Source organism: Acidovorax sp. FG27, assembly GCF_040365715.1.
Lineage (GTDB): Bacteria > Pseudomonadota > Gammaproteobacteria > Burkholderiales > Burkholderiaceae_C > Paracidovorax.
This window is the reverse complement of the sequence record NZ_BAABVY010000009.1, coordinates 172,310-191,746: the sequence shown is the minus strand read 5'-3', so window position 1 is coordinate 191,746 and position 19,437 is coordinate 172,310. Positions and strand designations below refer to the sequence as shown.

General features: G+C 71.7%; 17 protein-coding genes. 8 read left to right on the top strand and 9 right to left on the bottom strand.

The genetic code is table 11. The annotated features are described in order from the left end of the window. Positions 1–32 precede the first annotated feature (32 nt). The gene (locus ABWV53_RS07800) at positions 33–1,493 is read right to left on the bottom strand and encodes a GGDEF domain-containing protein (RefSeq protein WP_353364615.1); all 1,461 of its coding nucleotides are present in this window, start codon (positions 1,491–1,493) and stop codon (positions 33–35) included. A gap of 341 nt (positions 1,494–1,834) precedes the next feature. After that, complete coding sequence (locus ABWV53_RS07795; RefSeq protein ID WP_353364613.1) at positions 1,835–3,997, bottom strand: TonB-dependent receptor family protein; 2,163 nt, start codon at positions 3,995–3,997, stop codon at positions 1,835–1,837. A gap of 232 nt (positions 3,998–4,229) precedes the next feature. Here ABWV53_RS07795 and ABWV53_RS07790 point away from each other — a divergent pair, with 232 nt between their 5' ends. Together ABWV53_RS07790 and ABWV53_RS07785 are read left to right on the top strand one after the other, a co-directional pair. Beyond that, positions 4,230–4,562 (top strand): SMR family transporter, encoded by a 333-nt coding sequence (locus tag ABWV53_RS07790; RefSeq protein ID WP_353364611.1) that lies wholly within the window; start codon positions 4,230–4,232, stop codon positions 4,560–4,562. Positions 4,563–4,716: 154 nt separating this feature from the next. Further along, positions 4,717–6,102: a PQQ-dependent sugar dehydrogenase gene (locus ABWV53_RS07785; RefSeq protein WP_353364609.1), complete on the top strand. Its 1,386-nt coding sequence runs from the start codon at positions 4,717–4,719 to the stop codon at positions 6,100–6,102. 47 nt (positions 6,103–6,149) lie between these two features. On the opposite strand, the gene ABWV53_RS07780 is transcribed toward ABWV53_RS07785, so the two are convergent. From ABWV53_RS07780 to ABWV53_RS07770, 3 genes are read right to left on the bottom strand one after another with little or no spacing between them, the layout of a single operon-like run. Next, positions 6,150–7,460, bottom strand: a complete 1,311-nt coding sequence (locus ABWV53_RS07780; protein WP_353364607.1) for a type II toxin-antitoxin system HipA family toxin — start codon at positions 7,458–7,460, stop codon at positions 6,150–6,152. 45 nt (positions 7,461–7,505) lie between these two features. Continuing rightward, the gene (locus tag ABWV53_RS07775; protein WP_353364605.1) at positions 7,506–7,817 is read right to left on the bottom strand and encodes a helix-turn-helix domain-containing protein; all 312 of its coding nucleotides are present in this window, start codon (positions 7,815–7,817) and stop codon (positions 7,506–7,508) included. A gap of 47 nt (positions 7,818–7,864) precedes the next feature. After that, positions 7,865–8,818: a LysR family transcriptional regulator gene (locus ABWV53_RS07770; RefSeq protein ID WP_353364602.1), complete on the bottom strand. Its 954-nt coding sequence runs from the start codon at positions 8,816–8,818 to the stop codon at positions 7,865–7,867. Positions 8,819–8,911: 93 nt separating this feature from the next. Here ABWV53_RS07770 and dsdA point away from each other — a divergent pair, with 93 nt between their 5' ends. From dsdA to ABWV53_RS07750, 4 genes are all read left to right on the top strand, one after another. Beyond that, a complete protein-coding gene (gene dsdA / locus ABWV53_RS07765; protein WP_353364600.1) occupies positions 8,912–10,288 on the top strand; it encodes a D-serine ammonia-lyase in 1,377 nt (458 codons plus the stop codon). A gap of 94 nt (positions 10,289–10,382) precedes the next feature. Further along, a complete protein-coding gene (locus ABWV53_RS07760; RefSeq protein ID WP_353364598.1) occupies positions 10,383–11,390 on the top strand; it encodes a Bug family tripartite tricarboxylate transporter substrate binding protein in 1,008 nt (335 codons plus the stop codon). Between the two features lie 108 nt (positions 11,391–11,498). After that, a complete protein-coding gene (locus ABWV53_RS07755) occupies positions 11,499–13,049 on the top strand; it encodes an amidase (RefSeq protein ID WP_353364596.1) in 1,551 nt (516 codons plus the stop codon). Between the two features lie 17 nt (positions 13,050–13,066). Then, positions 13,067–14,245 carry an NAD(P)/FAD-dependent oxidoreductase gene (locus tag ABWV53_RS07750; protein ID WP_353364594.1) on the top strand — a complete coding sequence of 393 codons (1,179 nt, stop codon included), beginning with the start codon at positions 13,067–13,069 and terminating at the stop codon, positions 14,243–14,245. 78 nt (positions 14,246–14,323) lie between these two features. Here ABWV53_RS07750 and ABWV53_RS07745 read toward each other — a convergent pair whose 3' ends face one another. From ABWV53_RS07745 to ABWV53_RS07735, 3 genes are all read right to left on the bottom strand, one after another. Further along, positions 14,324–14,536 (bottom strand): YjfB family protein, encoded by a 213-nt coding sequence (locus ABWV53_RS07745; protein WP_353364592.1) that lies wholly within the window; start codon positions 14,534–14,536, stop codon positions 14,324–14,326. Between the two features lie 82 nt (positions 14,537–14,618). Then, positions 14,619–16,040: a dihydrolipoyl dehydrogenase gene (locus ABWV53_RS07740; RefSeq protein ID WP_353364590.1), complete on the bottom strand. Its 1,422-nt coding sequence runs from the start codon at positions 16,038–16,040 to the stop codon at positions 14,619–14,621. 127 nt (positions 16,041–16,167) lie between these two features. After that, a complete protein-coding gene (locus ABWV53_RS07735; RefSeq protein ID WP_353364588.1) occupies positions 16,168–16,761 on the bottom strand; it encodes an IMPACT family protein in 594 nt (197 codons plus the stop codon). Positions 16,762–16,907: 146 nt separating this feature from the next. Here ABWV53_RS07735 and azu point away from each other — a divergent pair, with 146 nt between their 5' ends. Then, the gene (gene azu, locus ABWV53_RS07730; RefSeq protein WP_353364586.1) at positions 16,908–17,363 is read left to right on the top strand and encodes an azurin; all 456 of its coding nucleotides are present in this window, start codon (positions 16,908–16,910) and stop codon (positions 17,361–17,363) included. Positions 17,364–17,513: 150 nt separating this feature from the next. After that, the gene (locus ABWV53_RS07725) at positions 17,514–17,696 is read left to right on the top strand and encodes a hypothetical protein (RefSeq protein WP_353364584.1); all 183 of its coding nucleotides are present in this window, start codon (positions 17,514–17,516) and stop codon (positions 17,694–17,696) included. Positions 17,697–17,699: 3 nt separating this feature from the next. Here the strand turns inward: ABWV53_RS07725 and ABWV53_RS07720 are convergent, their stop codons facing one another. After that, complete coding sequence (locus ABWV53_RS07720) at positions 17,700–19,301, bottom strand: methyl-accepting chemotaxis protein (RefSeq protein WP_353364582.1); 1,602 nt, start codon at positions 19,299–19,301, stop codon at positions 17,700–17,702. Between the last annotated feature and the right edge of the window lie 136 nt (positions 19,302–19,437).

Here is a 19,437-nt window from a genome sequence, read left to right as displayed (position 1 = left end):
GCCCGCAGCGCACCAGGCTGCCTCGCGGCGAATCAGGCCGGCGCCCCGGCGGCGTCGGCGAACGCATAGCCGCCACCCTGCTTCTTGGCCGCGTACATCGCCAGATCGGCGCTGTGCACCACATCGGCCCCGGCCGCGCCGTGGTGCGGGGCCGAGGCGATGCCGATGCTCGTGCCCACCTCCACGCACGTGCCGGAGGGCAGGCGGATCGGCTGGCCCACCGCCTCCACGATGGCTTGCGCCAGCGCGCTGAGGCGCTGCGGGTCGTGCGTGTGCACCAGCACCGCAAACTCGTCTCCGCCCAGCCGCGCCAGGGTGTCGGGCGTGCGCATCAGCTTGCGCACGCGCTGGCCCACCGCCACCAACACCGCGTCGCCGGCCTCGTGCCCGTAGGTGTCGTTCACCTGCTTGAATTTGTTGAGGTCCATCAGCATGACGCTGAAGCCGCTGCCGAGCGCTGCCTGGTTCTGCTGCGCGTTGCCCAGGTTGGCCTCGAACAGCCGGCGGTTCGCCAGGCCGGTGAGCGCGTCCTTCTGCGCCACGTCCTCCAGCGGCCGGACCACGCGGTGGGTGATGAGGTTCGCCGCCAGGATGGAGATGAGCGAGCTCAACACGATGCTGGCCGCGAACAGCCCCTCCAGTTTCAGGAAGGGCGAGATCACCGGCGCGAAGGGCTTGGCGACCACCGCCTCCACGGTGTAGCCGGCGATGCCGCCCATCGGCAGCAGCCTGATGCGGTACTGCTCGCCGGTCGACGAGGTCACGGTGGAGCCCGTTTCCTTCAGTTCGTCGTGCGGAATGTCGGCGAGCTGCAGGTCGGCGGGCAGGGTGGAGGCGTGGACCGACAGCTTGGGGTGGGCGCCTTCGCCATGCGACACGAAGGCCATCCACATCTGCGTCATGCGCGTGAATTCGGCAATCGCGGCGTCGCTGACGCGAAACGCCAGGTACATCCAGGCGACCGGCATGGGGGCGCGCACCTCGATCCGGATCAGCGCGAAGAGCGGCGTGCGCTGCTCGCCCGTCGCGATCGGCAGCAGGTTGCCCGAGGTGCCCTTCACGTGGCCCACCACCTCCTGGAGCTGCCGGTCGAAGTCCACGTCGGCCTGGTTCAGCGCCGGGGTACTGGCGGCGCGGGCGATCACCTGGTTCTGCAGATCGGTCAGCACGATCATCTCCGCGCCCGTGCGTGCCAGCTGGCTCGTCAGGGCCGATTCGACGGTGGCGCGGTTGCCCGTGGCGATGGTGGCCACCAGCCCGAAGTCCTTGGACACCAGCTGCGAGGTGAGCTGGCGGTACTCGCGCCGCGTGGCGGTGGTGTAGGCGAAGGTCTGGGAGCCGGCCTGCAGCGCGGCATCCACGCTTTCCAGCGCGATGCGCCGGTTGGAGACGTGCAGGAAGAAGAACGCGACCACCTGCGCGACGATCAGGACGGGCACCAGCAGGGTCAGGATCTTGCGGGTGGACTGGCTGATGGGCTTCGATGAACGCATGACGGGCCTCCTCGTGCGGCGTGTTCTTCGACGGCCCTCCCGGGGCGCCCCGGTCTGCGCGGGGGCTCGCAGCCATTTCGCCGGCCCAAACTGACGCGAAACTTACGCCTCAATGCCAGTGTGCGGAATGCGGCAGCGGCCGCCAACAAGCGCCAAACCTGACCGCAGCGCCTGTGGAACGCGGCCGACACCGGCCGCCACGGGGCGCGTTCATGCACGGCGCGTCGCGAGGGCGGCTGCCGATCATCTTTGCTATGAAAAATATAGCTGGATGCGCTGGTGGATAGAGCGCTGGCGGGCTAAAAAACTGCTGAAAAGGGCGGTCTGCCCACCGCGCCGTGTCAGAGGAACTGCGCCCGCAGCCCCACCATCACCCGGCGGCCCGCGGCCGGTTCGAAGAAGCGCCCGTTGCCGTCGTTGACGATCACCGAGCCCGCATAGCGGCGGCCGGCCAGGTTGTCGAGCCGCGCCCACAGCTGCCAGCGCGGCACCGTGCTGGAGGAGCCCTCCGCCCGCCCGCCCAGGGTGTAGCCGGCCCGCAGGCCCACCACGGCGTAGCCGGGCGCGGCGTCGGTGTTGGTGTCGTTGACCTGCACCTTGCTCGACACGTCGAGCGACGCGCCCAGTTGCCAGGCCGGGGTGGCGGCGTAGTCCACCGACAGCTGGGCGACGTGGCGGGCGGTGCCCGGCAGGCGGTTGCCGGCGGCCACGCTGGCGCCGCCCGCGCCGCTGTAGGGGCTGCCGAAGTAGGCGTCCAGCCAGGTGTAGGCGGCGCGGGGCGTCCAGCCGCCGGCGCGGGCGCTCCAGGCCAGCTCCACCCCCCGGCGGCGCACGTTGTCGGCGTTCTGGAAGACCGTGCGCCCGTTCACGGTGGCGGCGGGCACGATCTCGCCCTGGCTGCGCGCATCGAACCACGCGGCCTCCACCCGGTGCACGGCGCCTTGCCACTTCGCGCCCAGCTCCACCTGCCGGCTGCGCGATGCGGCCAGGCCGAAGTTGGGGCCGTTGTTGCTGGCGCTGTAGGCCATCTCGGCCAGGGTGGGCGTCTCGAAGCCCCGGCCCACGTTGGCATACAGGTTCAGTTGGTCGGTGGCCGCCCAGACCAGGCCCAGCGCGGGGCTGGTGTGGCTCCAGGTGCGGCCGCCGCTGTCGTCGGGGTTCACGGCGTTGACCAGCCGGTCGTCCACCGTGCTGCGCACCCGACTGGTCCGCAGGCCGGCCACGGCGCGCCAGGCGGGCGCGATCCAGGCGTCCACCTGCGCGTAGAGGTCGGTGTTGCCGGCGCGGTCGCGTTCGTCGCGCCGCAGCGCGCCGGCCGTGCCGTTGTCGTTGACGAAGCCCTGGCGGTGCTCGCTCTGGCGGTCGGCGTCCACGCCCAGCGTCCAGGTCAGCGGCAGGCCCGAGGACGGCATGCGCGTGGCATGCGTCCAGGCCAGGCCCAGGCCGTAGTAGTCGCGGTCCAGGTCGACCACGCCGCCCGCGCTGTTGGTGGCCGCGCCGCTGAACGACAGGTACTGGCGCAGCTGCCGCGTGCCGCCGTAGGCGCGGGCGCGCAGGCTGTCCTGCTCGCCCAGGCGCCGCTCCAGCACCACCCCCAGCTGGTTCTGCGACACGGACTTGCGGGTGTCGAAGCTGCGCGCCACTGCGGGTGCCTGCCGCTCGTCGGCGTTCCACTGCGCTCGGGTCAGGCCCAGCGGGTCCTGCGCCTTGGGCTGGTCATAAAGATTGACCAGGGTGGTGATGGTGGTGTCGCCGTCCGGCCGGGCGACGAGCTTGCCGTTCAGGTGCGTGCGCCGCGCCGCGCTGCGGTCGCGAAAGCCGTCGGTCTCGAAGCGCGACACGTCCACCAGGCCGCCCAGCGTGCGGTCGCCGAAATCGACCGAGCCATCCACCAGCCGCTGGCCGTACGAGCCCGCCGCCACCGAGGCCTGCGCGCCGCCGCCTTCGCGCGGCTCGCGCGTCGTCACCTGCAGCACGCCGCCGGCGGCGTTGCCGTAGAGCTGCGCCAGCGGGCCGCGCAGCACGTCCACATGCGCCGCAGACTGCAACTGCGCCGTGGCAGCCTGGCCCTGGCCGTCGGGCATGGTGGCCGGGATGCCGTCCACCAGGATGCGCACGCCGCGCACGCCGAAGGTGGAGCGCGCCCCGAAGCCGCGCACGGCGATCTGCAGGTCCTGCGCATAGTTCTGCCGGTCCAGCGCCACCACGCCGGCCTGGCCGGCCAGCAGCTCCGACAAATTGACCAGCGGCGTGGTCGCGGTGAGCGTATCGACATCGACCCGCGTGCTGCTGGCCGCGGCGTCGAAGCGGCGCTGCGCCTCGGCGCTGCCGCCCTGGACCTCGACCGTGGGCAGCGGCCGCCCCTCGGCCGCGCCCTGGGCCAGGGCGGCGGGCGCCACGCAGGCCATGGCGGCAAGGGCCGCGCCCACACCGGCCAGGCGGTGCCGATCGAGCGGCGGGCAGTGCGGGGGCGATGCGGGGCGGGGCGGGCAGGGCAGGGGCATGGGGCGCTCTGGGAATTTCCGAACAAAGGTGGGACCGAGGCCGCGAGGCTAAGGCCTGCGGCGGCTGAATCGCCCGGCGCGCCCGGGAATGCGGCAATGGCCTACAAACGGGCTGCGGCACGCCGGTGGGCGGAGACTGGCGCGCTTCGTATAGTCGACGGCCCGGCACCCGGGCGCGCCGAATGCCTCCATCGTTCCCACCGCCTCCAACCGTTTCAAGGCTCGCACGCCAATGCATCCCTACGCACTCCTGGGCATCGCCATCGTGGCCGAGGTCATCGCCACCACCGCCCTCAAGTCGTCCCACGGCTTCACCCGCTTCTGGCCGGCGGTGTTGACGGTGATTGGCTACGGCATCGCCTTCTTCATGCTGTCGCAGGTGATGAAGAGCCTGCCCACCGGCATCGTCTACGCCATCTGGTCGGGCCTGGGCATCGTGCTGATCTCCATCGTCGGCTGGCTGGTGCACGGCCAGAAGCTCGACGCCGCCGCCCTGGCCGGCATGGCGCTGATCGTGGCCGGGGTGGCGGTGATCCAGCTGCTGTCCAAAAGCGCCTCGCATTGATGGAAAAACGGGCTCTGGCGCCCGTCCTTCCTGCGCATGGTGCTATCAGTAATGTAGCTTTGAACCGGCGGGCAAGTCAGGCGTCCTGCTGACAGACGGCGCAGCCAGCCCCCGCCACACTGCGCGCCTCCACCGCTCTTTCTGCTGCCGCGCCATGCCTTCCTTCCTGCACCCATCCCGCCGCCCCGGCCCCCGGCGCCACGCCGCCTCGTACCTGCTCGGCGCGGTCGCGCTGGCCAGCCTGGCGGCCTGCGGCGATACCGCCAAGCTGCCCTTCGATGCCGGTGTCGGCCCCACGCCCACCCTGCCCGAACCGAACAAGACGCTGATCCCCACGGTGCATATCGCGCCCGCCAAGGGCTGGCCGCAGGGGCAGCAGCCGGTGCCCATGGCCGGCATGCAGGTGACCGCCTTCGCCACCGGGCTGGACCATCCGCGCTGGGTCGTCACGCTGCCCAATGGCGACGTGCTGGTGGCCGAGACCAACACCCCTCCCAAGGCGCCGCCACCCGACCAAGGCCTGATCAAGAAGGCGATGGACTGGGTCATGGGCAAGGTGATGGCGCGTGCGGGTTCCGGCGGCACGCCGGCCAACCGCATCACGCTGCTGCGCGACGCCGACGGCGACGGCGTGGCCGAGACCCGCAGCGTGCTGCTGCAGCAGGGTTTGAATTCACCCTTCGGCATGGCGCTGGTGGGGGGCGATCTGTATGTCGCCAACACCGATGCGGTGGTGCGCTTTCCGTACCAGCCGGGGCAGACGCAGATCACCGCGCCCGCCACCAAGGTGGCCGATCTGCCCGCGCTGCCCTTCAACCACCACTGGACGAAGAACCTCATCGCCAGCCCCGACGGCGCCAAGCTGTACGTGACCGTGGGCTCCAACAGCAACGTCGCCGAGAACGGCCTGGAGGCGGAAACCGGCCGCGCCGCCATCTGGGAGGTGGACCGCGCGAGCGGCGCCCACCGCATCTTCGCCAGCGGCCTGCGCAACCCCAACGGCATGGGCTGGGCGCCCGGCACGCAGACGCTCTGGACGGTGGTGAACGAACGCGACCAGATCGGCAGCGACCTGGTGCCGGACTACCTCACCTCGGTCCAGGACGGCGGTTTCTACGGCTGGCCCTACAGCTACTTCGGCCAGCATGTGGACGAGCGGGTGAAGCCGGCCCGGCCGGAGCTGGTGGCGCAGGCGATCTCGCCCAGCTACGCCCTGGGCGCGCACGTGGCGCCGCTGGGGCTGGCGTTCTCCGACCCGCAGGTGCACACGGCGCTGCCGCCGGCGCTGGCAAGCGGCGCCTTCATCGGCCAGCATGGGTCGTGGAACCGCAAGCCGCGCAGCGGCTACAACGTGGTGTTCGTGCCCTTCGCCGGCGGCCAGCCCGCCGGCCGGCCGCTGGAAGTGCTGAGCGGATTCGTCAGCCCCGAGGGCGACGCCTGGGGCCGGCCGGTAGGGGTGGCGCTGGACGCCCGGGGCGGCCTGCTGGTGGCCGACGACGTGGGCAACGCCGTCTGGCGGGTGAGTGCCAAAGCACGCTGACCGGTGAACGTGGAGCGGCCCGCCGCCCTTCGCTGCGCCAGGGGCGATCAGCTGCCCAGCGCGGTCTGCCCGCGCAGCCGCTCCAGCACCGTCGCCCGCACGCCGGGCGGGGCCTCGTCCAGCAGCGCGGGCCATAGCGCCTGCGCCGCGGCGGCGGCCTCGCGGGCCCAGGCCACGTAGCGCGTGGGCCGCAGCAGGCCGGCGGCCTTGAGCAGCGCCTCCAGGTCCGTCCAGCCGAAGGCGCGCAGTGTCTTGTCGATGGCGCGGTTGACGGCGTACTGCGTCTCGGGCGTGCCGGGGAAGAAGGCCGCCACGCAGACCGGGTCGTACACCGGGGCGAGCCGGGGGGTGCGGCCGTCGGGGTAGACCAGTGCCCAGTTCTTCAGGTGCGCATCGGTGTTGCCCAGCAGGATGAAGGCCACCATGCGGTTGACGAACTCGCGCACGTCCTGCACCGGCCGGGCGCTCAGCCGGTCCAGCACGCGCAGCATGGTGGCCCAGTCCTGCAGCAGCCCCCGGCCGTACTTCTGGCGCGGCGTGTAGCCCAGCACCTGGTTGAACTCCTCCATGTGCACGCGCGATCCGTCCGGCAGATGGTCGAAGCGCTGCACGGCGAGGATGGTGTCGAACGGCACGGTCTCGGGCAGGTCGGCGTCGGCGCGGGAGATGACCTGCGCCTCGGCGCACTCCAGACCCAGCGACCGGCAGAGCTGGTAGCAGGCGAATTCGTTGGCCACCAGGTCGGGGTGGGCGGTGGTGGGCAGCTTCAGGATGACGCTGCCCGCCGCGCCCCGGCGGTGGACGATGTAGCGGCGCCCGTCCTGCACCGCGCTGAACTTGGTCACCACGCCCGGCAGCGAGGCGGCGTCTTCCACCGGGAATTCGACGAACCCCGGCTCCAGCACGTCCAGCCCCTGCGTGGTGTGCCAGTGGCGCACCACGTCGGGAATGCCGTCCCGCGCCGGCACCGGTTCCACCTCCAGCGCGCCCATCAGGTCGCGGCCGGCAGCGGCCAGCAGTTCGAACTCGTCGTCGGCGCTGCAGCCCCGCTCACGCGCCAGCCGCTCGCGGTTGTGGCCTTCGGGCAGCAGGTTCTGGAAGTAGGCGGGCCAGCGCCCGTCGGTGCGCACCAGCCGGGCGTCCCGCGCCGAGGTCAGGATGCGCCGCGTGGCCGCCTCGTTCTCGCCCTGGTAGCCCAGCGACAGCGTGGGCCGGGCCGGGTCGTCGATGTAGTCGGTGTCGAACGACACGCGCAGGATGTCGCCGTACTGCGAGAGGTAGCCGATGGCGCGCCGCCCGCCGCCTTGCGACGCGGGCCGGTGCAGGTAGAGGCGCAGGTAGCGGATGGCGGTGGTCATGGCCGGGCCAAGTTTGGCGGCAGGGGTTGGGCGTGGTCAGTCCGGTCAGCCGGCCTGGCGCAGCCCGTCCACCACCGAGGGCGGTGCGTCGGCTCCGGCCGGCTGGCCGAGAAAGCGCCCGCCCGACTGAATGAAGGCCTGCAGTTCGGGGCGCAGGTCGGCCGGCACGGCGATCAGCTCCAGCCCCAGCACGCGCGCCATTTCCGCCAGTGTGGAAAAGCGCGGGTCGAGATCGCCGCCCTCGGTGCGTTGCACGGTCATGCGCGACAGGCCGGCGCGTTCGGCCAGTTCGGCCTGCGTGAGCTGCTGCGCCTTGCGGGCGGCAGCCAGTGCTTCGATCAAGGAAACATCGGTCATGCGCTTATTTATACTCTTTTTCTTGAAAAAGCGCATTGAAATATACATTACCCGGGTGCTGGCAATACTGTGGCCCGCTGCGCCGCGAAGCGCCGGCCCTCCTGCAGCAGCCATTCGCCCACCGCGGCCATGGCATGGCCGGGCCGGGGCGGGGTCACGAAGGAATAGGCAGCACGCGACTGCACGCAGCGTGCGAACACCGGCACCAGGCGGCCGGCGATCAGGTCGTCCAGCACCAGCGCCGCCCGTCCCATGGCGATGCCGCGCCCGGCCAGGGCCGCGCTGATCGCCAGTTGCGACAGATTGAACTGCGGCCCGCCGCCCCAGGCGGGCAACGGCGCGCCGACGCCGGCGAGCCAGTGCTGCCATTCTTCATGGGCGCTGGCGCCTTCCCAGGCCGTGCTGTCGTGCAGCAGCCAATCGCCCTGCAGCCGGGCGGGGTCGTCCATCGGCGGATGGGCGGCCAGGAAGGCAGGGCTGGCGACGGGAACCAGCCATTCGTCGAGGAATTCCGTCGCCTGCAGGTCGGTGTAGCCGCCCAGGTCGAACCGCACCGCAGCCTCGATGCCGCCTTGCACCATGCGGGTGCGGTCCAGCCGGTGGAATTCACCGAACACGCGCAGGCCGATGTCGGGATGCAGCCGGAAGAATTCCCCCATGCGGGGCGTGAGCCACTGCATGGCGAAGGAGGGCGAGCAGCTCAGCGTGGCGACGGGCGTTTCCTCCTGCCGGCGCATGTGGGTGAGCGTGCCCTCGATGGCCTCGAAGCTCTCGCGCAGCACCACCGCCAGCCACTGGCCCTCGGGCGTGGCCAGCAGGGCGCGGGGCGTGCGCAGGAAGAGCGGGCGGCCCAGCCACTGCTCCAGCTGCTTGACCTGCTGGCTCACGGCCCCCTGCGTGATGCACAGCTCGGCCGCCGCGCGCGTGAAGCTGCCGTGGCGCGCCGCCGCGTCGAAGCAGCGCAGCCACGCCAGCAGGGAGGGAGAAAGTCGCGTGTCCATGCCGGGTGCGCTGGGTTCGTCATTAGTTTGGTTGATGCCGCCATCAATATAAATGCGTTGTAAGAGGCACGCGGCCGGGCGAAGAATGCAGCCATGCCGAACACCGTGCCGCCTTCGAATCCCCCCACCACTCGCCCCGATGCCGGTGCACTGTCCGCGCTGCGGCGGGCCGAACCCTGCTTCTGGGCCAACCCGGACCGGGCGTCCAACCTGCCGACCGCGCTGCCTGCCGGTGCTACTGCCATTAGCCTGGGTGATACGAAGGCCGCCGTCGCCCGGTTCGGGCGATTCGCGGCTCTGCTGGCCGATCTGTTCCCCGAGCTCGGCGGCAGCGGGGTGATCGAATCGCCGCTGCTGCCCGCTCCGGCCCTGAAGCCGGCCCTGGGCTGGACCGAAGGCAAGGGCGCGCTCTGGATCAAGGCCGACCACCGCCTGCCCGTCGCCGGCTCCATCAAGGCCCGGGGCGGGCTGCATGAGGTGCTGGAATTCGCCGAGCGCCTGGCGCTGGAGCACGGCCTGGTCGCGCCGGGCGACGACGCGCAGGCCTACCGCGCGCTGGCCTCGCCGCAGGCGCGGTCGCTGTTCGGGCGCTACCAGGTGGCGGTGGGCTCCACCGGCAACCTGGGGCTGAGCATCGGCGTCGCCGCATCGGCGCTGGGCTTTCAGGCGGTGGTGCACATGTCGGCCGACGCCAAGGAATGGAAGAAGGAGCGGCTGCGCCAGCGCGGCGTGCGCGTGGTGGAGCATGCGGGCGACTACGAGCGGGCCGTGGCGGCCGGCCGCGCCGAGGCCGAGGCCGACCGCTTCTGCCACTTCGTGGACGACGAGCGCTCTCTGTCGCTGCTGCTGGGCTACAGCGCCGCCGCGTTCCACCTGCAGGCCCAGCTGGAGGCGGCGGGCATCGCGGTGGACGCCGACCACCCGCTCTTCGTCTACCTGCCGTGCGGCGTGGGCGGCGCGCCGGCCGGCATCGCCTTCGGGCTGCGCCAGCTGCTGGGGCCGCACGTGCACTGCTTCTTCGCGGAGCCGGTGCAGTCGCCCTGCTTCCTGGTGCAGATGCTGGCGGGCGAGGGCGGCCACCCCTCGGTGTACGACCAGGGCCTCACCAACGACACCGAGGCCGACGGGCTGGCCGTACCACGGGCCTCGCTGCTGGCCGCCGCGCTGATGCGGCCGGTCCTCTCGGGCTGCTGCACGGTGCGCGACGCCACCCTGTTCGAACACCTGGTCCGGGTGCTGGACGCCACGGGCGAGCGCATCGAGCCGTCGGCGGCCGCGGGCTTCAGCGGCCCGGGCCTGCTGACGGGCAGCCCCGCCGGCCGCGAATGGCTGGCCGGCACAGGGCTGGACCGCGTGCTGGCGGGCAGCACGCACGTGGTCTGGACGACCGGCGGCCTCTTCGTGCCGCCGCACGAATATGCGCGCTTCGTGGAGCGGGGCCGTGCGGGCCTGGCGGCCCACGCCGTCTGACGGCCAACGACACCCATCCCACGCCCAGGATTGCGCCTGCCTCGCACGGCCTCGTCTCTACCGCCTTTCCATCCACCCTTTCGGAGCTGTCGCCATGAACCGTCCCACCATGCTGTCCACCCCGTGGCGCGCCGCCCGGGCGCTCGCCCTCGCGGCGCTGGCCGCCGCAGCGCTCGCTCCCACGCTCGCCGCCGCGCAGGACGTCTATCCGGCCAGGCCGATCACCCTCGTCATCCCGTTCCCGCCGGGCGGCGCGACCGACGTGCTGGGCCGGCTCATCGGCAAGAAGCTGGGCGACCAGCTCGGCCAGAGCGTGGTGATCGATAACCGCGCGGGCGCGGGCACCGTGATCGGCGCGAGCTACGTCGCCAAGGCGGCGCCGGACGGCTACACGCTGCTGATGAGTTCGGGCACCACCTTCACCGTCAACCCGGCGATCCGGCCGCGCCTGCCCTACGACCCCGTCAAGAGCTTCGAGCCCATCGGCATCGCCGGGCGCACGGGCCTCATCCTGCTGGCGGGCAAGGACGTGCCGGTGCGCGACCTCGCGCAGTTCGTGCGCACCGTGAAGGCCGCGCCCGACAAGTATTCGTATGGCTCCTACGGCACGGGCACCACCTCGCAGTTCGCGGGCGAGATGTTCTTCAACGCCGCGGGTTTGAAGATCCAGCACGTGCCATACAAGGGCAGCGCCCCGGCCATGGTCGACTTGATGGGCGGTCAGATCCCGTTCACCGTGGACACCGTCTCCGCCGCCGTGCCGCAGCTCAAGGAAGGCAAGATCCGCGCGCTGGCGGTCACGTCGGCGCGCCGCTCGGCCCTGCTGCCGCAGGTGCCCACGCTGGCCGAAAGCGGCTTTCCGGGCGTGGAGATGGACACCTGGCTGGCCCTCGTCGCCCCCGCCGGCCTGCCGCCCGCCGTGAAGGCCAAGCTGGAGAAAGCCCTCGCCCAGGTGGTGGCGGATGCGGACACGCAGGCCAGGCTGCTGGCCAACGGCTTCGAGCCGGCCTACGCGCCGGCCCGGGAGGTCAGCGCGCTGATCGAAAAGGAGCTGCCGCAGATGCGTGCCATCGCCCAGCGCGCCGGCATCCAGGCGGACTGATCGACCGCCGCGCCCGGCGGCCCGTGCATCATGCACATCGTTTCGCCGCCGCCTCGTCCCCACCGCTGCTCCCGGCCAGGGCGGCCTTCTTTTCCGCACGACCACGCCATGACCCCTGATTCCCGACTGTTGGAGCTGTCCGCCAACGAATTGCGCCAGCGCATCAGCCAGCGCGAGATCTCGCCGGTGGAGCTGCTCGAAGCCTGCATCGAGCGCATCGAGGCGGTGAACCCGCTCGTCAATGCCATCACCGCCACCTGCTATGGCCGCGCTCGCGAAGAGGCCCGCGCCGCCGAACGGGCCGTGCTGCGCGGCGAGCCGCTGGGACTGCTGCATGGCCTGCCGCTGGGCGTGAAGGACCTGGAGGCCACGGCCGGCCTGCTGACCACCTACGGATCGCAGATCCACCGCGAGAACATCCCCGCCCAGGACAACGTGCTGGTGGCGCGGCTGCGCGCGGCGGGCGCCATCGTGACGGGCAAGACCAACATTCCCGAGATGGGCGCGGGCGCCAATTCGCGCAACACCGTCTGGGGCGCCACCGGCAACCCGTTCGATCCGAACCTGAACGCGGGCGGCTCGTCCGGCGGCTCGGCGGCCGCGCTGGCCTGCGACATGCTGCCGGTGTGCACCGGCTCTGACACCGGCGGTTCGCTGCGCATTCCCGCCGCCCTGTGCGGCGTGGTGGGCTTCCGGCCGTCGCCCGGCGTGGTGCCCAGCTCGCGCAAGCTGCTGGGCTGGACGCCGATCTCCGTCGTCGGCCCCATGGGCCGCACCATGGACGAGGCCTGCCTGCAGCTCGCCGCCACGGCCGGCCTGTCTGCCGCCGACCCGCTCAGCTACCCGCTCGACGCGGCGGCCTTCCTGAACCCGCCGCCGGTGGACCTGGCGGGCCTGCGGGTGGGCTACACCGAGGACTTCGGCGCCTGCGCGGTCGATGCAGGCATTCGCCGCGTCTTCCGCCAGAAGATCGCCGCCATGCGGCACCTGTTCCGAAGCTGCGATGCGATCACGTTCGAGCTGGGCGACGTGCACCGCTGCTTCGACGTGCTGCGGGCCGAGGCCTTCGTCGCCGGCACCCGCGACGCCTACGAGCGCGACCCGGCGAGCCTGGGGCCCAACACCCGCGCCAACTACGAAATGGGCGCCGCCATGTCGCTCATCGACAGCGCCTGGGGCCAGGCCGAGCAGACGCGCATCCTGGCGCGCTTCCAGCAGGCCTTCGAGGAATTCGACGTCGTCCTCGCGCCCACTACGCCGGTCTCGCCCTTCCCGTGGACGCAGCTCTTCGCCAGCCGCATCGACGGCGAGCAGCAGGCCAACTATTACCGCTGGCTGGGCCTGACCTACGTCACCACGCTCACCACGCACCCCGCGCTCAGCCTGCCGTGCGGCCGCGACGAGGCGGGCATGCCGTTCGGGCTGCAGGTGGTCGGGCCGTTCCGGGGCGACCTGCGCACGCTGGGCGTGGGCCGCTCGCTGGAGCAGGCCTTCGCCGGCATCGCCGGGCTGGAACGCCCCCGGCCCGACCTGGCCGCCCTGGTGCCGGCCGAGCCGGCGCTGACCTCCATCGTCACCCAGGCGCCGAACGCGGAAGACGCGCGCGGCGTGGCCCGCGCCGGCGGCCCGGCGCCCGGCGCGTCCGTCTCCGCCGTCTGAAACACGGGTCCATCGCCATGCAGTCCTTCGATTTCATCGTCATCGGTGCCGGCATCGCCGGCGCCTCCGTGGGGTGGCAGCTGGCCGCCCATGCCCGGCGCGACGCGCCCGGGCGCACGGCCCCGGCCAGCGTGCTGGTGCTCGAGCGCGAGCCGCAGCCGGGCTACCACACCACCAGCCGATCCGCCGCGCTCTACATGGAGACCTACGGCACGCCCAACATCCGGGCGCTGACGCGGGCGAGCCGGGCCTTCTTCGACGCGCCGCCGCCCGAGTTCGGCACCGACCCCATCCTGAGCCCCCGGGGCGTGGTGTTCGTGGCCGGGCCCGACCAGTTGCCGCTGCTGGACGCGGCCCTCGCCGACGCGCGGGAGCGCTCGCCCCACGTGCGCCGGCTGGAGCAGGCGGAGCTGCTGGCGCTCCTGCCCTGCCTGCGACCGGAGGCCGCGGCCGCCGGCATGTCGGAGCCGGGCGCTGCGGACATCGACGTGCACGCGCTGCACCAGGGCTACCTGCGCGGCCTGCGCCAGCGCGGCGGGCAGTTGCGCACCGGGGCCGAGGTGACGGCACTGGAGCGCCTGCTGGCGGGTGGCGATGCGCAGGCCGGCTGGCGCGTGACGCTCGCGACCGGAGAGGTGCTGCAGGCCCGCACCCTGGTCAACGCCGCCGGCGCCTGGGCCGACGTGGTGGCGCGGCAGGCGGGCGCGCGGCCCATCGGCCTGGAGCCGCGCCGCCGCACCGCCTTCACCTTCAGCGCGCCGGCGGACATGCAGGCCGCCCATTGGCCCGCGGTGGTGGCGATCGACGAGTCGTGCTACTTCAAGCCCGATGCCGGGCAGCTGCTGGGCTCGCCCGCCAATGCCGACCCGACGCACCCGCACGACGTGGTGCCCGAGGAGCTGGACGTGGCGACCGGCATCTACCACCTCGAGCAGATGACCACCTTCCAGATCCGCCGGCCGTCGCACACCTGGGCGGGGCTGCGCTCCTTCGTGGCCGACGGCGACATGGTGATCGGCTGGGACGGCGAGGTGCCGGGCTTCTTCTGGCTGGCCGCGCAGGGCGGCTATGGCATCCAGAGCGCGGCGGGCGCGTCGCTGCTGGCCCGCCAGCTGCTGCTGGGCGAGCCGCTCGATGTCTCGCTGGAGCGCGAAGGGTTGGACGTGGCCGGGCTGGCGCCCGCGCGGCTGCGATAGGCCCGTCTTCTTGGCAAAATATGCCGCAAGCGCCTACGGAATAAGCGCCTGATGCTATCGAATTTGTAGCGAACGCCGTCAGGCGAAGGTATTGATCTGCGTGCCCAGCGGGCCGGAGGTCGCCAGCGCCGGCTGCGGCGCGGGCGCCACCGACTGCAGCAGCGTCGCCGCGCCGGCGGCCTGGATGTCCAGGGCTTTTTTCAGCACGGCCACGTTCACGGCGTCGGCAGTCTGCCGGCCAGCCAGGGCGGTGGCGGTGCTGACGATGGATTGGCTGAGCGAGACGTCCATGGCGAAGGTTCCTGATATCGGGGTCGATGCCCCGTTATCGGCAGGCCGGCGCCGAAGTTGAGCCGCCAGCGAGCCACACCGCTCAGTCGAGCGCGCTGGCGCCGAACGCGCCGCAGGCTCCCAGGTCGGAATCCTGCATGCGCGGCAGGTGCGATGCCGCGTCGCGCAGCGCCGTGCGCAGGCCTTCCTCCAGCACCGGGTGGTAGAAGGGCATGCCCAGCATCTGGGCCACGGTCAGTTCCTGCCCGATGGCGAGCGCCAGCAGGTGGGCCAGGTGTTCGCCGTCCGGCGCGCACAGTTCGGCGCCCAGCAGCCGGCCCGTCTCCTTGGCGGCGTACACGTGCAGCCGGCCGTGGTTGCGCTGCGCCACGCGGGCGCGGCCCTGGTCGTCGAAGTTCACCCGGCCGGTGACGAAGCGGCCTTCGCCGTCTTCCACCAACGCCGCATGCCTGCGGCCCACCACGGCGGCATTGGGCTGGGTGAACGAGATCGCCAGCCGCGTGCGGCGCTGGAACGAGCGCGGCTCCTCGGCGAAAGCGTTCAGCCCGGCGATGTGGCCGTCGTCGGCGGCCTCGTGCAGCAGCGGCCGGTCGCCGTCGGCGTCGCCTGCAAGGAACACGCGCAGGTCGCCCACCTGCATGGAGTGGCGGTCCACCGGCGGCAGGCCCTTGTCGTCCAGGTCCAGGCCGAGCGTGTCCAAGCCCAGGTGCTCTACATTGGGCTTGCGGCCCAGGGCGGCCAGCACCTGGTCCACCACCACCCTGGCGCTGCCGTTGGTGACTTCTATGCCACCCGCCACCTCGCGCAACTGCACGTCTCCGCCGATGTTGACGGGGAACTCGTCCTTCATCAGCGTCAGCAGCGTGTCGTTGATGACGGGGTCGCTCAGGCCCGCGACGGTGGGCTGCTTGCTGAAGGCGGCCACTTCCAGGCCCAGGCGGGCCAGGGCCTGCGCCATTTCCGAGCCCACCGCGCCCAGCCCGATGACGGCGATGCGCGGGCCCAGGGTGGGCTGCTCGAACAGCGTGTCGGTGGTCAGGATGCTGTCGCCGAACGCGAGCCAGGGCTCGGGCACCACGGGGCGGGAGCCCGTGGCCACGATGATGTTCTTTGCCTCGTAGGTGGTGCCGTTCACCTCCACGCGGTGGGCATCGAGCAGGCGGGCGCGGCCGGAGACTGCGCGCTCGCCGGCGTCGGTGGCCTTCAGCGTGGCGCCCACGAAATCGTCGCGCAGCGCGCGCACGCGCTCCAGCACGGCGGGCATGTCGACCGTCAGCCGGTCGCCGCCGCGGATGCCGAGCGGCGCCATCTTGTGGCGGGCGTGGAAGGCATTGCCGGCCTCCAGCAGCATCTTGGAAGGCATGCAGCCCACCCGGGCGCAGGTGGTGCCCCAGGGGCCGTTGTTGACGATGAGATAGCGCTCGGTGCGCTTGCGCACCTCGCGCAGCGCGGCGAGGCCTGCCGAACCAGCGCCGATGATGATGACGTCGAGAGGGAGGCTCATGCGCGCAGTCCTGACGGGAAGAATGAGGGGTGAATGAGTGTCGCCGCCACGGGGGCGCCAGTCTGTAGGCGGTCAGCCCTGTAGCGGGGCAGGGCCGGGCAGGGCAGGCGTGCGGGGCGGGGGCCGCTCAGTCGCGCACCGCATGCCAGCCGATGCGGCCCTGGGCCGCGTCGTTGGCCCGCTGGCTGAAGGCATCGGCGGCGCTTTCAGCCAGCCGCAGCCGCAGCACCACCTGCGCGCCGTGCGTGACCTGCAGCAGCTCGGCCCGCGCCGCCTCGATCTCGCGGCGCAGCACGCCCTCCAGCGCGTAGGGCACCTCGCATTCGAGCGTGCGCATGCGCTGCAGCACCACCTTGTCGGCCGTGAGCAGGGCCTGGGCGATGGTGTCGGTATAGGCCCGCACCAGCCCGCCCGCGCCGAGCTTGACGCCGCCGAAGTAGCGCACCACGGTGGCCAGCACGCCTTCGAGATCCTGGTGGCGCAGCACATCGAGCATGGGCCGGCCGGCGGTGCCCCCGGGCTCGCCGTCGTCCACCGCCGCCGACTGCCCGCCCGCCAGCAGCGCCCAGCAGATGTGGGCCGCGCCGGGGTGCTGCTTCCAGAGGGCATCGACGGCGGCCTGGGCCGAGGCCCGGTCCGCCATGGGCTGCACGCAGCCGATGAACCGGCTCTTCTTGATGACGATCTCGCTGTGGGCTGGGGCGCTCAGGGTCTGGGGCATGGGGCGAGGAGTGTAGGCGCGTGGCCGCCGGCCGGTGGCCGCGCGGGTCGCTTGATGCATGTCAACCCGCCCGCACGGCGCCTGCCTACGATGCAGCACGAGGGCCCGAATGCTTCGGCCCGCTTCAACTGAAAGGTGATGACGACATGGCAAGAATCTGGAAACCCCTGGCGCTGCTGGCGGTGTGCGCGGTGGCGGCTCCCGCCTGGGCGGCCGACTGCGCGGTGGACATCGAAGGCAACGACGCCATGCAGTTCAACAAGGCCAGCATCGCCTTGCCGGCGAGCTGCAAGCAGTTCACCGTCAGGCTCAAGCATGCGGGCAAGCTGCCCAAGACGGCGATGGGCCACAACTGGGTGCTGACCCGGGCCGCCGACCTGCAGGGCGCGGCCGCCGACGGCATGGCCGCCGGCGCTGCGAAGAACTACGTGAAGGAGGGCGATGCCCGCGTGATCGCGCACACCAAGGTCATCGGCGGCGGCGAGAGCGATGCGGTCACCTTCGCCACCACGGCGCTCAAGGCGGGTGAGGCGTACAGCTACTTCTGCTCGTTCCCGGGCCACTCGGCCATCATGAAGGGCACGCTCACGCTGGTGAAGTGAGCGGCGGGGTGCAGCTCGCAAGGCAGCGACCGCCCGCCCAGCCTGAGGGTCCGTCGCCCATGGCGGCGGGCAGGCGGCCTACACATCGTTGCGGCCGGCAGCCCTACGCTGGGGCGCATCGCGGCGCCTGGCCGCCATAGAAAGCCCGCCATGCTCTCACTGCATCTGCCGATCACGCTCACGCGCTTTTTCTCCGCCCCGTCGTTCGTAGGCGCGGAGGCTGCGGCACCGGCCACGCCGGTGGCCGCCGTGGCCGTGCCGGATTTGGTGTCGGCCTACGAAGACCCGCCGGACGACCTGGACCAGAGGGTGCGCGCCATGGGGGAGTGGTGAGTTCTAGGCCAGACGCAGGGGTGAGCCCGGCAGGGCCAGCGAGGCGGGTTCCGGCTGCAGCTTGAAGAGCGACACGGCCTCCACCAGCTCCCGCGCCTGCTGCTGCAGGCTCTGCGCCGCGGCGGCGCTTTCTTCCACCAGCGCCGCATTCTGCTGGGTGGCCTGATCCATCTGCGTGACGGCCATGCCCACCTGGGCGACGCCGTTGCTCTGCTCGGTGCTGGCCGCGCTGATCTCGCCCACGATGTCGGTCACCCGCTTGATCGATGTCACCACTTCGTCCATGGTCGCGCCGGCACGGTCCACCAGCGCTGTGCCTTCTTCCACCCGCGTCACGCTCTCGCTGATGAGGCTCTTGATCTCGCGGGCAGCCTGGGCGCTGCGTTGGGCCAGGTTGCGCACCTCGCTGGCCACCACCGCGAAGCCGCGGCCCTGGTCGCCCGCACGGGCGGCTTCCACAGCCGCGTTGAGCGCGAGGATGTTGGTCTGGAAGGCGATGGAGTCGATCACGCCGATGATGTCGGAGATGCGGCGCGAGCTGTCGTTGATGGTGCGCATGGTGGCCACGACCTGGCTCACCACCTCGCCGCCCTGCACGGCGACGGTGGAGGCGCCCTGCGCCAGCTGGTTGGCCTGGCGGGCGTTCTCGGCGTTGTGGCGCACGGTGGCGCTCAGCTCTTCCATGGTGGCCGCGGTTTCCTGCAGTGCGCTCGCCTGCTGTTCGGTGCGGTTGCTCAGGTCGCTGCTGCCCAGAGCGATCTGGTGCGAGCCGGTGGCGATGGAGTCGGACGAGCTGCGCACCTTGGCCACGATGGTGGCCAGGCTGCGCTGCATGACCGCCAGCGAGGCGAGCACGCTGTCGGGCGTGACGCGGCCCGCCTGGTCCAGCGGGCTCAGGTCGCCCGCCGCCACGCGGTGCGCGGCCAGGCCCAGTTCCGCCGGCTCGGCGCCCAGGGCGCGGGAGAGGCGGCGGGCGATGACCACGCCAGCCGCGATGGCCAGCGCGAGCGCGATCAGGCAGGCGACGATCATCACGTAGCGCTGGTGGTCGAAGCGGTTGTCCGCGTCGCGCTGCAGGCCCTCGGCGCGCTGCCCGGCGTCGATCACGAACTCGCCCACCTTGGAGGCCAGCTGGGCCAGCAGCGGGCGGCATTCCTGGTTGATCTTGGTGATGGCGGCGTCCCGCTGCCCCTCGGTCGCCAGCCGCACGATGTCGCGGGCCACCGGGCCGTAGACGCCCTCGATGCGCACCATGTCGGCCAGCAGGCGCTGCGTGGCCGCGGGCACGGCGGTGTCGGCGGCGACCAGCCGCTGCAGCTCGGCCATGCGGGTCTGCACGTCGGCATCGGCCTTCAGGACCAGATCGCGCTCCTTGTTGGATTCCTCGGGCGACGTCGCCAGCACTTCGTTGCGCACGGCGACCGCCCGGCGGTTCACGGCATCGCGCATCTCTTCGGCCAGGTTGGTCTGCCGGTCGATGCCGTGCACGTAGTTGTTGAAGGTCTGGTCGGCCTCGTCGAGCGAGCGCAGCGACAGTCCGGAGACGGCGAGAACGACCACAACCAGCGCGCCGAAGGCGAGTCCGAGTTGGGCTTTGACTTTCATGGCGGTAGTGCGCATGGGGGGCTTTCTGGTGGCGGTGAAACGCCGATGTTTAACAAGAAGATGCGTTTGTCTCAATACGTAAGCGCACTATCTTTGGATCGGCCGCCTTAAGCAAGAATTAACTACCAATCGCGCC

Coding starts and splice junctions, on each gene's coding strand:
- ABWV53_RS07800 (WP_353364615.1), bottom strand. CDS start 1,493: ATGCGTTCATCGAAGCCCATCAGCCAGTCCACCCGCAAGATCCTGACC.
- ABWV53_RS07795 (WP_353364613.1), bottom strand. CDS start 3,997: ATGCCCCTGCCCTGCCCGCCCCGCCCCGCATCGCCCCCGCACTGCCCG.
- ABWV53_RS07790 (WP_353364611.1), top strand. CDS start 4,230: ATGCATCCCTACGCACTCCTGGGCATCGCCATCGTGGCCGAGGTCATC.
- ABWV53_RS07785 (WP_353364609.1), top strand. CDS start 4,717: ATGCCTTCCTTCCTGCACCCATCCCGCCGCCCCGGCCCCCGGCGCCAC.
- ABWV53_RS07780 (WP_353364607.1), bottom strand. CDS start 7,460: ATGACCACCGCCATCCGCTACCTGCGCCTCTACCTGCACCGGCCCGCG.
- ABWV53_RS07775 (WP_353364605.1), bottom strand. CDS start 7,817: ATGACCGATGTTTCCTTGATCGAAGCACTGGCTGCCGCCCGCAAGGCG.
- ABWV53_RS07770 (WP_353364602.1), bottom strand. CDS start 8,818: ATGGACACGCGACTTTCTCCCTCCCTGCTGGCGTGGCTGCGCTGCTTC.
- dsdA (WP_353364600.1), top strand. CDS start 8,912: ATGCCGAACACCGTGCCGCCTTCGAATCCCCCCACCACTCGCCCCGAT.
- ABWV53_RS07760 (WP_353364598.1), top strand. CDS start 10,383: ATGAACCGTCCCACCATGCTGTCCACCCCGTGGCGCGCCGCCCGGGCG.
- ABWV53_RS07755 (WP_353364596.1), top strand. CDS start 11,499: ATGACCCCTGATTCCCGACTGTTGGAGCTGTCCGCCAACGAATTGCGC.
- ABWV53_RS07750 (WP_353364594.1), top strand. CDS start 13,067: ATGCAGTCCTTCGATTTCATCGTCATCGGTGCCGGCATCGCCGGCGCC.
- ABWV53_RS07745 (WP_353364592.1), bottom strand. CDS start 14,536: ATGGACGTCTCGCTCAGCCAATCCATCGTCAGCACCGCCACCGCCCTG.
- ABWV53_RS07740 (WP_353364590.1), bottom strand. CDS start 16,040: ATGAGCCTCCCTCTCGACGTCATCATCATCGGCGCTGGTTCGGCAGGC.
- ABWV53_RS07735 (WP_353364588.1), bottom strand. CDS start 16,761: ATGCCCCAGACCCTGAGCGCCCCAGCCCACAGCGAGATCGTCATCAAG.
- azu (WP_353364586.1), top strand. CDS start 16,908: ATGGCAAGAATCTGGAAACCCCTGGCGCTGCTGGCGGTGTGCGCGGTG.
- ABWV53_RS07725 (WP_353364584.1), top strand. CDS start 17,514: ATGCTCTCACTGCATCTGCCGATCACGCTCACGCGCTTTTTCTCCGCC.
- ABWV53_RS07720 (WP_353364582.1), bottom strand. CDS start 19,301: ATGAAAGTCAAAGCCCAACTCGGACTCGCCTTCGGCGCGCTGGTTGTG.